Source organism: Haloarcula marismortui ATCC 43049 (assembly GCF_000011085.1).
Classification (GTDB): Archaea; Halobacteriota; Halobacteria; order Halobacteriales; family Haloarculaceae; genus Haloarcula; species Haloarcula marismortui.
The window spans coordinates 1,651,528-1,664,620 of the sequence record NC_006396.1; the positions used below are offsets into that span (position 1 = coordinate 1,651,528).

Below are 13,093 nucleotides of genomic sequence, written 5' to 3' on the forward strand. Positions count from 1 at the left end.
AAATCGGAGAACGCGGCCAAGCCGTTCCATGTTCGAGACGCACGTCGATACGCTGTACCTCTGGGTCGGGTTGGGAACAGTGAGCGTGGCCGTTCTTGGGGTCGTCGCCAGCCTGCCGACGACCGCACCGCCGGACGCGACGGCGGCGGCCGCAACTATCGATGAAGTCACGACTAGCCCGCCCGGGTCCGTCACACATCGACGACTCATCGCTACGGAGTGGGCGTTCGACGGCCGTGAAGTCCGTCTTCGCAACGACGGCGGGACAGCCACCGCACGACTGATTCGAACGGCTGTCCCAGCGCGAACCGACCGACTACAGGCTGTGGTGAACGGGGAGCGGCCACAGGCGGTGTACGATTCGCCCAACGCTTTCCGTCGGGACACCCGCCGGGCTCGGACTAAGCACGACGGGTGGCGACCAGCTCCAGACCGGCTGACCGTCAGGCACGTCGCCTGGGGAGGGACCGATGTCACCATCGTCGGATAGCGGGACGACCGAACCCGTCGCCGTGCTCGTTGCCGTTTTCGCCGTCACGCTTGGCGTATCGCTGTATGCCGGCGTGCTGGACGATGCGTTCGGAACGTTGGACGACGACCGCAACATCGCCACGCCGACCGCGGATGCTGTGGAACAACGGCTCTCATCGGCCGGTGTCGTTCGGCCCAAAGGGCTCGACAACGCGCTCGATGCGGTGCCAGCGAACTACCACGGGAACGCGACCATCACGGCGATGACCGGCGAGCGATGGAGTGGTGGCCGGGAGCCACCGACCAGCGCCGACACCGAAACCAGAACAGTGAGCGTACAAGTCGGGCCGGGGACAGTCCGTCGTGGAACGCTCACCGTGCGAGTGTGGCGATGACCCGAGCAATGAGTGCCGTCGCCGACGTGACGGTGTTCCTCCTGCTCATCGGTGCGGCCGTGGTGACCCTTGTGAGCGGTGTCGGGGTCGAGAACCCGGCGACGACCACAAACCCTGCGGCCGAGCAAGCGTCGACGCTGGCGACGAGTACCGCGAGCGTCGAGTATGATTTGCTCGTCCCACCGTCAGAGCACCGCAGGCCGCCCGACCACGCCACGCGACGGCAACGGACGAGCCACGGGACCGTCGCGGAACTGCTCGGTGAAGCAGCGATGAGCAGCGTCACCGTGGGGGGCGAGCGGGTATCGAGCGCCGGCACGGACTTCGAGTCACGAGTCGCTGCGGCGACGCGTGACAGACTCCACAGCCGCGGGCATCGAACGTCCGTCCGTGTCACCTGGGCACCGTATCCCGGTGCGCCAGTCAGCGGCGAGTACCGCGTCGGCGACCGGCCGCCGGATACTGTAGACGTTCGAGCGGCGACGGTGACGGTCCCAAGCGGGATGGAGAACGTCTCGGAGCCGGCCCGGGAAGCGGCGAAGACTGGTGGTTACGACGGTGTGGCGACGGTCGTGGCCCGGAGTGTTGTCGACGGCCTGTTCCCGCCGACACAGTCGCGGTACGCCCTCCGCGGCGATTACCCCGCAGACGTGCTGATGGCCACGCGGTACGAGCGCATGGCCGACCTGACAGGGGCGAACGTTGCCGTTAAACGACAGTCGACAGTCGAGATGAACCGCGACCTGACCGCGGCCCTCGCCGCTCGGCTTCGGACCGATATGCGGTCGCGGTACGACTCGCCAGCAGACGCCGCCAGCGCCGTCCGAACGAGTCGTGTCCGCGTGACTGTCAGGACGTGGTCACCGTGAGAGACGACACTCGCGGCCGCGTCCCCTTCGCGTTGCTCGGCGTTCTCCTGCTGGTGAGCAGTCTCACGCTGGCCCCAACGTTCGTCAGCGAACCGGCTCCAAGCGAAACAGCCGTTGAGCGGGCACTTGACGAGGCCACGGCGGAGACACAGGTCGCCGTGCGGGACGGCGTCTCGACGGCTGGCCAGCAGGCAGCGGCGAACCCAGTCATCACGCCGGCCAACACACCCGCTGGTCGGGTCCTGAACGACTCGACAGCGTTTCGGGACGCGCTCAGAATCCGCGCCTATCTCCGGGTCGCAGACCGACTGGAGCGCGTCTCCGGCCGAAGCGGTGACGTGACCGTGACCGCCAGCCTGCCGGCGGTTTCTAACATGCGCGGTCTCCGAGCGGCGAAACGCCGCGTCTCGGTCGAACGTGCTGGGCCGAACAAAACCGCGATGCGGGCGACGGTCGAGGATGTCGTTCTGACGGTTCGGCGCAACGGCGCAGTGGTTTCGACGCGGCGCGTTTCGCCGACTGTTGTCGTTCCGACGCAGGCGCTCATGCTCCACGACCAGGTGTCAACCTACCAGACGCGGTTGAACAACGGTCTGGACAAGCCGGGCCTGAGCCAGCGGATGACAGCGCGGCTGTACCCGATGGCGTGGGCGAGGGGGTACGCGCAATACGGCGGCGCTGGCATCGAAAACGTCGTCGCAAACCGGCACGTCTCGCTGGCGGCGAACGGCGCACTGCTCGGCGTCCAGCGGTCGACCTTCGGCCGGAGTGACCCGGCGGGTCGCCGTGCGCTGAAAGAGGCAACAGCGGTGACCGGAATCAAAGACATCATTCGGGGCAGCAGGGGAACCGCTGTCTCCAGCGACGTGGTCGGCCAAGCCCAGTACAAGCCGATCAGTGAGACACCGCCGCGTCCGAAATCCACAACGGGTCCAAGCTCGACCGATTCGATGACCGTTGGCGTCAACGAGACGGCCGACACCGCGTTCCGGTCCGTCACCAAGCCGTCAGCGCTCAACGAGACGCTCGAAGACGCATACACGGTCGAGGTAGCGCTGGAAACCGACAAACATCGACTGGGCGGGGGGCCGCCGGGGACGCCGTCGTCGCCGGGCACCGAGTGGACACTGGTCGCCGACCGGACGACCACCACTACGGAGGCAGTCGGGAACGCCAGCGGCGGTGTTGCGACACCGGACGGCTGGCACGCATTGGAGACGTTTAGCCGGACTGTCGAGCGCCAGTACACGCGGACCGCCGTCTGGCAGAACGGGTCAGTACGTCGGCGCACAGCTACCTCAAGCACTGTTCGCTATCGGGTGACTGTCGCCGTCGTCGGCCGCCATCACGGGCGTTCACCGGCACCGAACCGCTCGATTCGGACCGCGCACGATGCCAGCCCGAGTCCGCTGAACGGGTCGAACCTTGCCGACGTGGAGCCGAAAGCAATGGACGTGCTCGTCAGTCACACCGGGGGTCGGGACGGAGTGGCCGAGCGAGTCGTCGACGACAGCCTCAGCCGGACAGAGGCGACAGTGACGGCTGACCGACCGCCAGAGCTGCGGAACTGGGTGTATCGGGACCTGATGACTCTGCGGGCGTCAGTCCGTAACACGACCGTCACCGTTGAGCGCGGACGTGTCGGGACCTTCGAGACGAATCCTCCGCAGGAACTCCGAGAACGGGTCGGACAGCGTCGTGCTACCCTTGCGGCCGTGCCGGACACCTACGACAGCGCGGCCCAGAAGGCACGCGTCGCGGCCCGGCTGACCTATCTGAACGCGGTGTCGGCGGAGTTGGACAAGCAGGCCTCGGCGCGGAACGGTCACCGGAAGCGAGTCGACGCACAGCTAACGGAACGCACCGAGGGGTCGCTGCGTGCCCTCCGGAAAGGGTTGACCGCTCGTGAGACGCGCGTCCCCCGGTCACGCCCGGTCCCGGTCGGTCCGGCCGGCCCCGTCAGGACACGGGTCGATACGCAGACGCCGTATCTGACGCTGGCCGAACTGGACGAGCGTCGGTATCGCGCTCTCGACGGACGAGAGCACCCGCTGGTAGCGCGGAACGTGAACGTGTTCACGGTCCCGTACGGCGACGCCGCTGACGCCGTCGTTGGCGGTGCATTCGAGAGTGGTGACAGGGTACGCCTCGCAACGGCAGCGAACACACTCGCGGCCGCAAACGAAACCCTCGAAGCGGGGTCAAACGCCACGCTCGCTTCGGAACGCGACGCACTCCAGCGGGAGGTTGCGGCGGCCAACACGGAGATGACGACGACGCTCTGGCTGGCAGTCTCCCAGCACACTGAGGCTGAACAGGACGAGAGCAAGGCGATTGTCACTGAAGCGATGTCGCCGTGGGAAACATCGGCGGCCAGAGCACTGGCGCTGACCAACGGCTCCGCTCAGGAACGGGTCGCCCGCGTCGCCGGTGCCCGACTGAACCTCACGCGGGTCGAACGCGACCGCCTCCGCCTGCAACTGCTTTCGGTCGATACGCCGGCGACCAGACCGACGCTGGAGTCGACGAACGGGACGGCCTCGGCGGTGCGGTCCGTTGCGAAAGACGAACTGAGCAGCGCTCTGGCGAATGCCGGCGAACAGAAGGTCCAGCAGCTCGCGAAGAAGCGGCTTGGAACGGACAGGCTCCCAGCGGGCCTCCCGCTGGCACCGCCAGTTACCCCCTGGTACGCGACGGCGAACATCTGGTGGGTGACTGTGGAGGGCGAGTACGCACGGTTCGCCGTCTCCGCGAGTCACGGTCCGCCGAGCGAGCCCGGCGCACAGACCACCTATGCGCGTGATGGGCACAACGTCACGCTTGACGTGGACGGCGACGGCACAGGCGAGCGATTGGGAACCGCCGACCGCGTCTCGTTCCGAGCCGAGACGGGCGTTGTCGTCGTCGTGCCACCCAAACCGCGCGGGGTCGGTGACAAGGGCGGCAACGGTGTGGAAGAATCGAGTGGGTGGCCGGACGCAGGCTCCTGACCCCGGGCCGCATAACCGAAGTAAAATACCCCGGGGCCATACCGATGCCCATGCTTCGAGGCGAGTTTCCGGACGCTGGCGAGCAGTCCCCCGAGGAGTTACTGACGGCCTACGGCACCGTGCTGGCCGAGACAGTCGAGACAGTCGGCGTTGAGGTAATCGTCGCCGAGGCCGGTCTCGACCAAGCGACAGTGACAGCGTTCGCCGACGGCGATATCGCCGACCGGACGCTTGATGAGGCGGTCGCTGTGCTGGCGACCGGGCCGAACCGGCCGGACGCGGACGCACTACAGGCCGAAGCACAGGATATCCTCCTTATGGGGATGACGACGGCTGTCATGGACGTTGAGTCTCTCGCCTCCGGTATCGACGACGAACTGGAGCCAAAAGAAATACAGCAGAAAATCGAGGGCCGCTACCCGGTGACACTGGCCGAGTATGCCCTCTTGCACAGTCACATCGAGGGGGAAAAGCGGTGACGGAGCGCGTCGCCATTCTGGGTTGTGGCTACGTCGGCCTCGAACTCGGACAGCAGTTGCAAGACGACTACGAGGTCGTGGGCGTTCGCCGGTCCGACGGCGGCATCGCGGCTATCGAGGACGCCGGCTTCGAGGCGGTCCGGGCCGACGTAACCGACCCCGAGTCGCTGTCGGCGGTGCCGGATACCGACTGGCTCGTCTTCGCCGCAAGCTCCGGCGGTAGGGGTGCCGAGGCCGCCCGCGAGGTGTACGTCGAGGGGCTCCGGACAGCTATCGACCACTTCTGGTCGCGGGCCGACCCGCCCGAGCGACTGGTGTACACTTCCAGTACCGGTGTCTACGGCGACCACGGCGGCGCGTGGGTCGATGAGGAGACGCCGCTGGACCCACAGACCGAGAAGACCGAAGTGCTGGCCGAAGCGGAGCGGGTCGCCCGCGAGCGTCCCGTGGAATACGGCGGCCACGGCTCGGTCGCTCGCTTCGCCGGCCTGTATGGCCCGGACCGCTACCGACTGGATCGGTATCTGGAAGGGCCGGTGACGGCCGGCTACCTGAACATGGTCCACCGGGCCGACGCAGCCGGTGCCGTGCGCCACCTCCTGACCGAGAACCACCGTGACGAAGTCGTGCTGGTCGTCGACGACAAACCAGTCGAAAAGTGGGCCTTTGCCGACTGGCTGGCCGAGCAGTGTGATGTCTCGTTCCCGCCGAAACAGACGACCGAAGAACGACTCGCCGACGAGAGCCTCTCAGAGACCGCAAAGCGCCGTATTCAGACGAGCAAGCGATGCTCGAACGACCGACTCCACGAACTGGGATATGAATTCGAGTACCCGACATTCCGGGAAGGGTACCGCGACGCCGTCCGAGACTACCGGCAAAATTAGCCCTATCGGGGCGAACTTTATTACTGATAGGCTGGCGAACAGCGTGGTATGACACGCGTTGCCGTCGGCGGACTCCAGGTTGACGCCGCCGCGGCGGTCGCTAGCGAGAACCCCCTGCTGATCGCTGGTGTCGCTGTGGTCCTCCTCGCCCTCCTCGGTGCCGGTATCTGGGTGCGTCGGTATCTCAGCCGAACGCCCGGCGAGCGACTGCGTCGGACGCTGGCCGGCTACGACCGGATCGCAGTGTTGATGCACCCGAACCCGGACCCGGACGCGATGGCCTCTGCTCTGGCCGTCAGCCAGCTCGTCGCCGGCACCGATACGTCAGCGTCGCTGCTGTACCCCGGGGAGATACGCCGCCCGGAGAACCGGGCCTTCCAGACGGTGCTGGATCTTGATTTCGACCACATCGAAACTGTCGAAGACATCAACGGAGAGGCCGTCGTCCTCGTCGACCACAACACGGCACGCGGCTTCCTCGGTGCCGAGGAGGTCGAACCGGTCGCCGTCATCGACCATCACCCCGGCAACGGCAGCGGCGACGAGTTCACCGACATCCGGTCCGACTACGGGGCCTGTGCGACCATCTTCGCAAGCTACTTCAATCAGCTAGAATTTGAGTTCAGCGACACACAGGGGACCGGGAGTATCGATATCGACGCAGCACCGGCAGAAACCGTCCCCTGTGCGCTGGCAACGGGGCTGATGTACGGGATTCAGTCGGACACCCGGTCGCTGACAAACGGGTGTCAGTCTGAGGACTTCGCGGCTGCCGCGTTCCTCTACGATGGGATGGACAGCGACCTCCTCAACCGCATCGCAAACCCCCAGGTCGACGCCGAAGTCCTCGACGTGAAATCCCGGGCCATCGGGAAACGGGAGGTGCGAGCGCCCTACGCGTTCAGCGATGTGGGCGAGGTGTCAAACACGGATGCGATTCCACAGGCGGCGGACGAGCTGGAGACGTTAGAGGGCGTCTCGGCAGTCGTCATCGTCGGCGAGAAGGAGGGAACCATGCGCATCGCCGGGCGCTCCCGGGACGACCGCGTCCACATCGGCCGGGCGATAGAGGCTGTCGTCGACGATATCCCGATGGCCGAAGGCGGCGGTCACGCGCGGATGGGCGGCGGGAAAGTCCCGGTCAAGCACATGGCCGGCCTCGGTCCCAGCGATGGCGTCTCCCGTGACGACTTCCGCGAACGGGTGTTCGATGCGATGAGCGGCGAACTGTAACAGGCGACCTGTGCGCGGTCGCCGACCGGGGTGAATCTCTGCCCTTTTGTTACTACCCGACCAACAGCCGGTATGGCTACACGGGAGGCGACCTGGGCGTACCGGGACGACCACGACGAGTTCGCACGCACGTTCTACCGCCGGTTCGGCGACGGCGTCGTCTCCAGCATCGGCATCGGCACGTACCTCGGCGACCCGACCGACGAGCGGGACGCGAGCTACCACGACGCCATCGTCACGGCGCTCGAATCCGGCATCAACGTCGTCGACACAGCAATAAACTACCGCCACCAGCGCTCCGAGCGTGTCGTCGGCGACGCCGTCGCGGACGCCGACGTGGACCGTAAGGCAATCGCTGTTGCGACGAAAGGGGGGTTCATCCCATTTGACGGGGCGCGCCCGGCTGACCCCGGCGCGTTCGTCCGGTCGGAGTACCTCGACACCGGCATCGTCGACCGCGACGACCTCGTTGCCGGCCAGCACTGCATTGCGCCCGACTACATTGACGATCAGATCGACCGGTCGCTGACGAATCTCGGACTGGATACCATCGACCTCTACTACGTCCACAATCCGGAGACGCAACTGAAAGTGAACTCCCGTGAAGCGGTGTACGACCAGCTGGAGGCGACCTTCGAACAGTTGGAGGAACGGGCGGCGGCCGGCGATATCAACCAGTACGGCGTCGCGACGTGGGAGGCGTTCCGCGTGCCCGCCGACCACGACAGCCACCTCTCGCTTCCAGAGATCGTTGAGCGCGCCCGCGCCGCGGCAGAGACGGTCGGCAACGCGGCGACGCATCTCCGCGCGATTCAGTTGCCGTTCAACGTTGCGATGGCCGACGCGTTCACGGTCGAGTCTCACGACGGCGCGGAGGGGCCACAGTCGGCGCTCTGGTTCGCGCACGAGGCCGGGTTAGACGTGTTCACCAGCGCCTCCATCATGCAGGGACAGCTAGCCGCGGAACTCCCGGACGACGTAGCGGCGAAGCTCTCGGGTGAAACGAGCGCGCAGCGCGCGATTAACTTCGCACGCAGTGCGCCGGGCGTGACCTGCTCGCTGGTCGGCACGGGGTCGGTCGAACACGCCCGGGAGAACGTCGATGCGGGCCGATACGAGCCACTCGGTGCTGACGCGTTCGACGCCGTCTTTGAGTAGCTAGCTGAGTTCCTTCCACTTGCCGTCGCACTCGGGGCAGACGCGCACTTTCCCGACCTCGTCCGGGTCGTTCTCCGTCGCAAGCGGCTCGTCACAGCTGGTACAGGAGAGCCGTCCGTAGTTGTCCTTCTCGACATCGCCGGCCCGGAGGGCCTTCCTCACTGAGTCCATACCTGCCAGTGTGCTACCCGCGTGTAAAAACCCCGTGGCGGCGTTCCGGAACGTTGTTCAGGTTTTCCGCTCTATCGCCGGTCGTGTCACGTCGCCGCATCTTTGGCTCGCTGCTTGGGATGGTGTTCTGCATCAACCTCGGCAGAGTCGTCTTTGCACCGCTTATCGAGCCGATTCGGGCGACAACGGGAGCATCCGATGCGACACTCGGACTGCTCGCAACGATGGCCTGGGCCGGGAGCGCCCTCCCACGGCTCCCCACCGGCGTCCTGCTGACCCGGATATCGCGGGCGAAGGTCATCTTCGGCTCCGGGGTCGTGTTGACGCTTGGAACGACGTTCACCGCGTTCGCGTTCGACCCGACGTTGTTGCTCGTCGGCGCGTTCACTATGGGGCTTGCAAGCGGCGTCTACCTGACCGCAGCGAACACGCTGGTCAGTGAGCTGTTCCCGGAGCGGCCCGGTCGCGCGCTCGGGCAACACGGCGTCGCCGCCCAGCTCGCCGCCGTCGGCGCGCCGGCGCTGATCTCTTTCGTGCTCGTCGTCGGGACATGGCGAACCGCGCTGCAAGGGATAGCTGTCGCCGCGGGAGTGGTAACCGTCGCGTTCACTATCATCGCGAGACGCGCCCAGCTTCCAGACGCCGGGAGCAAAGACCGCGACCTCCTCGGCGCGGCGCGTGCCCAGTGGCACATCATTGTCACCAGCGTCGCTACCATCGGCGTCGCGGGACTGGTCTGGAACGGGCTGTTCAATTTCTATGTCACATACGCCACGAGCGTCGGCCTGTCCGCGGGGTCGGGTCGGACGCTCCTGTTGCTCGCGTTCGGTGCCGGCGTGCCGGCCTTCTACGTCAGTGGTCGGCTGGCCGACCGGCTCCCGTCGATTCCGTACCTGCTGACGATACTTGCGGCATTTACCGGCTGCGTGCTGGTGTTGCCGTCGCTGACCGGTTTCTGGTCGCTGGCCGCGTTCAGCGTTATCGTCGGCTACGTCATCCACAGCATCTTCCCGGCGGTGGACGCGTACCTGCTCGGCTCGCTCCCGGACCGTCACCGCGCGAGCGCCTACGCCACATACGGCGCGGGGATGATGGTGATGCAGGCCCCCGGGAGTGCGCTTGTCGGACGGCTACTTGACGCCGGCGTCACGTTTCCGACGCTGCTTCGCGGCATGGGCGTCGCGTTGCTCGTCGTCCTCGTCGCGATGGTGTCGCTACACCTTAATGGCCGGCTGCCGAGTGCCGCCCGAGCCTAAAGGCTGAAGCCACTCGGTGCCGCGTCACCTGTATGGACCTGCCACCGGACGAGCTGGCTGGCGTCGTCGACCTCTTCGGTTCGCTCACCAGCGCGGAGCTCGTCGATGCCTGCGGCGAACTCGCATTCAAGCAGGGCATCGACGCCGACCCGGACGCGGTTGCTGCGGCCATCGACGGCGCTATCGACTCGTACCACCTCGTCGCCGTTGACGACCACGCCGCCGATACCGACGAGACGCTGCTGGTCGTCGGTCCGGTCGCGTTCCCGGCCCTGCCCGACGGGGCGGCTGATCTCCCCCACATTATGGACGTGCCGGCCCGCGACCTCGCACGCGACGCCGTCATTGAGGCCGTCAAGGCCCGCTTCCGAGAGGATGCGGTGATGGCCGTCAAGAACGGCGACGAGGACCGCGTCGAGACACTGCTTGACGTGAGCTACGACATCGAAGCCTGGGAGAATGTCGAAATGGACGGCCTCCGCGACCGTCTGGACGACGTATGAGCCCGACGCTCCAAAATCCCGCATAATTAAATCAGTTAGTTCACACGAGTGAGCCACCCGAATTAAGACAGTCCATCACCTATCACAAGCTATGCAGTTTGACCGGGTCGCGGCCCACGAGCCAGTCGTCGTGGACGACGAGCCACAGGAGGCGGCCGTCATCGCTCCGGTCGTCACGCGACCTGCGGGCGAGGCGATACTGTTCACGAAACGCGCTGACCACCTGTCGGACCACCCCGGACAGATGTCGTTCCCCGGCGGCGGTCGCGAACCTGAAGATGATGATTTGCTTCGGACTGCACTTCGGGAAGCAAACGAGGAGATCGGGCTCGACCCGCTGGCGGTCAATGTCCTCGGCCGACTGGACGATATCCGGACCATCACGCGCTACTCCGTGCGTCCATTCGTCGGGCGGATTCCAGACCGCGACTACCTACCCTCGGACGAGGAGGTTGCGGAAATAGTCACCCTCCCGGTGTCGGAGCTGACTGATCTGGACAACTACGAGTCAGAGCACCGCGACCACCCCCACTACGGCGAGATTCGGCTCCACTTCTTCTACGTCGACGGCTACACTGTCTGGGGTGCGACGGCACGGATGCTCGTCCAGTTGCTTGAACTCGCGACCGACTGGCGGGTGCCGCCCGAACCGGACCGGTACATGGAGCCGGACGACGATTTGCCGCCGAGCGTGCGCGACGAAGCTGAGTAACACAGAGCCGGCTGGAGCGGGGCCGAGAGCGACAGAATTTTCCAACCCCGAGGCATTGGTGGCGTACTGGATGACCACGCTTACCGGTGCGACACTGGCGGCCGCCGGCATCGACGCGGTGGCACTCAAGCCGACAGAAGTGGACGTGTCGCAGGCGACAGCCCTCGATGTTGAGACGCTCGCAATCGACTACGAGGGAGCGGCCCACGTCCCAGAGACGGACGTTATCGAGCGACTTGCATCGACTGCCAACGTACGCGTCACCACGCCGGTCCGGGCCAACGGCTTCGACCCGCTGGGCGATGACAGCGGGTTCGACACGCTGCCGGCAGATGCGAGACACGTGCTGGTTGCCGGCCACAGCGCGTATCTCTCAGATGATGAGGCCGCACGGGCCGTCGCACCGCGGTTACGGGCGGCCGTCGACGATACCAGCAATCCGTGGGTCGGTACCGAGGGCATCGAGCGACTCGCGCTGGCAGTCGGAGGCACACAGTACGAACTTCTCTCGCGGACGACCGCCCGCGATGTTCGGACGCTCCGGACGGCGGGCTTCGACGGGTCGATTGCCGTGTACGCCCCGCTGGTGCTCTCGAACAGCGAGGACGCGATGCTGGACGCCGTCGGCGACTACACGGCCCGGCGCGGCCCGGTTCGGAACGCACTGCCCGACGGCGCGCCGACGGACAGCCGAGCGACGGGTCGGACTAGAGACGTACTCAAACAGGCTATCCGCGATTACGCGCTCGTCGGCTCCGTCGAGACAGTCGCCGAGCGAACCAAGCGACTCCACGACATCGGTGTCGACACGATTGTCGGCTACCCGGCGCGTGGACTCGACCCCTTCCTCTCGTAAATGCACGTCGCCGTCGTTGGCGGTGGGGCCGTTGGCCTGTCGACCGCGCTAGCACTGGTTCGCCGCGGTGCATCGGTCACGGTATTTGAACGTGATACGCTCGGGAGCGGCGCGAGCGGCCGGGCGGCCGGCCTCTGTTACGACGCGTTCGCTGACGACGTGGACGCCGTCGTGGCCGCGGACGCACTCGCTCGCTACCGTGACATGGGCCTGTTCGAGGCCCAGCCCTACGTCTGGGTCGCGCGCACGGAGAGCGACGCCACGGCCGTCCGCGAGCAGATCACGCAGATGCAGGAAAACGGCGTCGGGGTCGAGGCGCTCACACCAGCGGCACTCGGCGACCGCTACCCCGCACTCGAGACCAGCGGCATCGAGGTGGCTGGCCTCGCCCGCGACGCCGGCGTACTCGACCCAGACGAGGTGGTGGCGACGCTCGCCGAAACAGCCCGCAAAGCGGGTGCGACCATCGAGACTGGCACCCCGGTCTCCCTCGATTCGCCGGCGACCGTCGAAACAGCGAACGAGGTTCGGGCGTTCGACGCGGTGGTCGTCGCGGCCGGCCCGCAAACGAAGCCGCTCGTCGCCGATGTCGGCGTCTCGCTCGCGCTGAAAGCCTACCGGGCGCAGGCCCTCGTGACCGAACCGGTCGATGCCACGCTGCCGTCGTTCTACGACGCGACACGAGAGTTCTACTGGCGGCCAAAGGGCGACGCGCTACTGGTCGGCAACGGCGCACACGAGGTCGACCCGACGGACTGGAACCCGGACGCGGACGCCGAGTTCGTCACTCGGAGCCTCGACCGGGTCGAGCAGACGGCGGCGCTCACGCCAGCCTGTGACCGAGCCTGGGCCGGCCTGTGTACGGCGACACCCGACGGCGCGCCGCTGGCCGGGCAGGTCGCCGACGGACTCTGGGTAGCCACTGGCTGGCAGGGCCACGGACTCATGCGCGCGCCGGCGATGGGCAACTATCTCGCCGCAGACGTTCTCAATCGCCCGAACCCGCTTTCAGAACACTTGCCTGGTCGCGTCGACCCGACACGGTTCGACGGCTCCGAAGAATTCGCCGCGCTGGACGACCCGACGCGTGACTGGAACGAGTGAATACGCTGT

Annotated in this window: 14 protein-coding genes; 13 read left to right on the forward strand and 1 reads right to left on the reverse strand. The window is 66.4% G+C overall.

Annotation, left to right across the window (positions count from 1 at the left end; all coding sequences use genetic code 11):
- Positions 1-28: 28 nt before the first annotated feature.
- From RR_RS12240 to RR_RS12275, 8 genes are all read left to right on the forward strand, one after another.
- Entirely contained in the window at positions 29-490 is a 462-nt protein-coding gene (locus tag RR_RS12240) for a DUF7283 family protein (RefSeq protein WP_004957964.1), read from the forward strand.
- Positions 471-866, forward strand: a complete 396-nt coding sequence (locus RR_RS12245; protein ID WP_011223884.1) for a DUF7285 family protein — start codon at positions 471-473, stop codon at positions 864-866. The genes RR_RS12240 and RR_RS12245 overlap by 20 nt, the downstream gene beginning before the upstream one ends.
- Complete coding sequence (locus tag RR_RS12250) at positions 863-1,735, forward strand: DUF7284 family protein (RefSeq protein WP_011223885.1); 873 nt, start codon at positions 863-865, stop codon at positions 1,733-1,735. The genes RR_RS12245 and RR_RS12250 overlap by 4 nt, the downstream gene beginning before the upstream one ends.
- Positions 1,723-4,725 (forward strand): DUF7286 family protein, encoded by a 3,003-nt coding sequence (locus RR_RS12255; protein ID WP_049938932.1) that lies wholly within the window; start codon positions 1,723-1,725, stop codon positions 4,723-4,725. The genes RR_RS12250 and RR_RS12255 overlap by 13 nt, the downstream gene beginning before the upstream one ends.
- 50 nt (positions 4,726-4,775) lie before the next feature.
- Positions 4,776-5,204: a DUF5791 family protein gene (locus tag RR_RS12260; protein ID WP_049938933.1), complete on the forward strand. Its 429-nt coding sequence runs from the start codon at positions 4,776-4,778 to the stop codon at positions 5,202-5,204.
- Positions 5,201-6,091: an SDR family oxidoreductase gene (locus tag RR_RS12265; protein ID WP_049938934.1), complete on the forward strand. Its 891-nt coding sequence runs from the start codon at positions 5,201-5,203 to the stop codon at positions 6,089-6,091. The genes RR_RS12260 and RR_RS12265 overlap by 4 nt, the downstream gene beginning before the upstream one ends.
- 48 nt (positions 6,092-6,139) lie before the next feature.
- Positions 6,140-7,324: a DHH family phosphoesterase gene (locus RR_RS12270; RefSeq protein ID WP_011223889.1), complete on the forward strand. Its 1,185-nt coding sequence runs from the start codon at positions 6,140-6,142 to the stop codon at positions 7,322-7,324.
- Positions 7,325-7,396: 72 nt separating this feature from the next.
- Positions 7,397-8,482 carry an aldo/keto reductase gene (locus RR_RS12275; protein ID WP_011223890.1) on the forward strand — a complete coding sequence of 362 codons (1,086 nt, stop codon included), beginning with the start codon at positions 7,397-7,399 and terminating at the stop codon, positions 8,480-8,482.
- Here RR_RS12275 and RR_RS22440 read toward each other — a convergent pair whose 3' ends face one another.
- Complete coding sequence (locus RR_RS22440; protein ID WP_004517187.1) at positions 8,483-8,653, reverse strand: HVO_0758 family zinc finger protein; 171 nt, start codon at positions 8,651-8,653, stop codon at positions 8,483-8,485.
- Positions 8,654-8,772: 119 nt separating this feature from the next.
- Between RR_RS22440 and RR_RS12280 the strand changes: the two genes are divergently transcribed.
- From RR_RS12280 to RR_RS12300, 5 genes are all read left to right on the forward strand, one after another.
- A complete protein-coding gene (locus RR_RS12280; RefSeq protein WP_004957982.1) occupies positions 8,773-9,909 on the forward strand; it encodes an MFS transporter in 1,137 nt (378 codons plus the stop codon).
- Positions 9,910-9,941: 32 nt separating this feature from the next.
- Entirely contained in the window at positions 9,942-10,412 is a 471-nt protein-coding gene (locus RR_RS12285; RefSeq protein ID WP_011223891.1) for a DUF7109 family protein, read from the forward strand.
- A gap of 91 nt (positions 10,413-10,503) precedes the next feature.
- Entirely contained in the window at positions 10,504-11,124 is a 621-nt protein-coding gene (locus RR_RS12290; RefSeq protein ID WP_004957985.1) for an NUDIX hydrolase, read from the forward strand.
- A 70-nt stretch (positions 11,125-11,194) separates the two neighbouring features.
- Positions 11,195-11,980 (forward strand): DUF7388 family protein, encoded by a 786-nt coding sequence (locus RR_RS12295; RefSeq protein WP_011223892.1) that lies wholly within the window; start codon positions 11,195-11,197, stop codon positions 11,978-11,980.
- Positions 11,981-13,084 carry an NAD(P)/FAD-dependent oxidoreductase gene (locus tag RR_RS12300; RefSeq protein ID WP_011223893.1) on the forward strand — a complete coding sequence of 368 codons (1,104 nt, stop codon included), beginning with the start codon at positions 11,981-11,983 and terminating at the stop codon, positions 13,082-13,084.
- Positions 13,085-13,093: the final 9 nt, after the last annotated feature.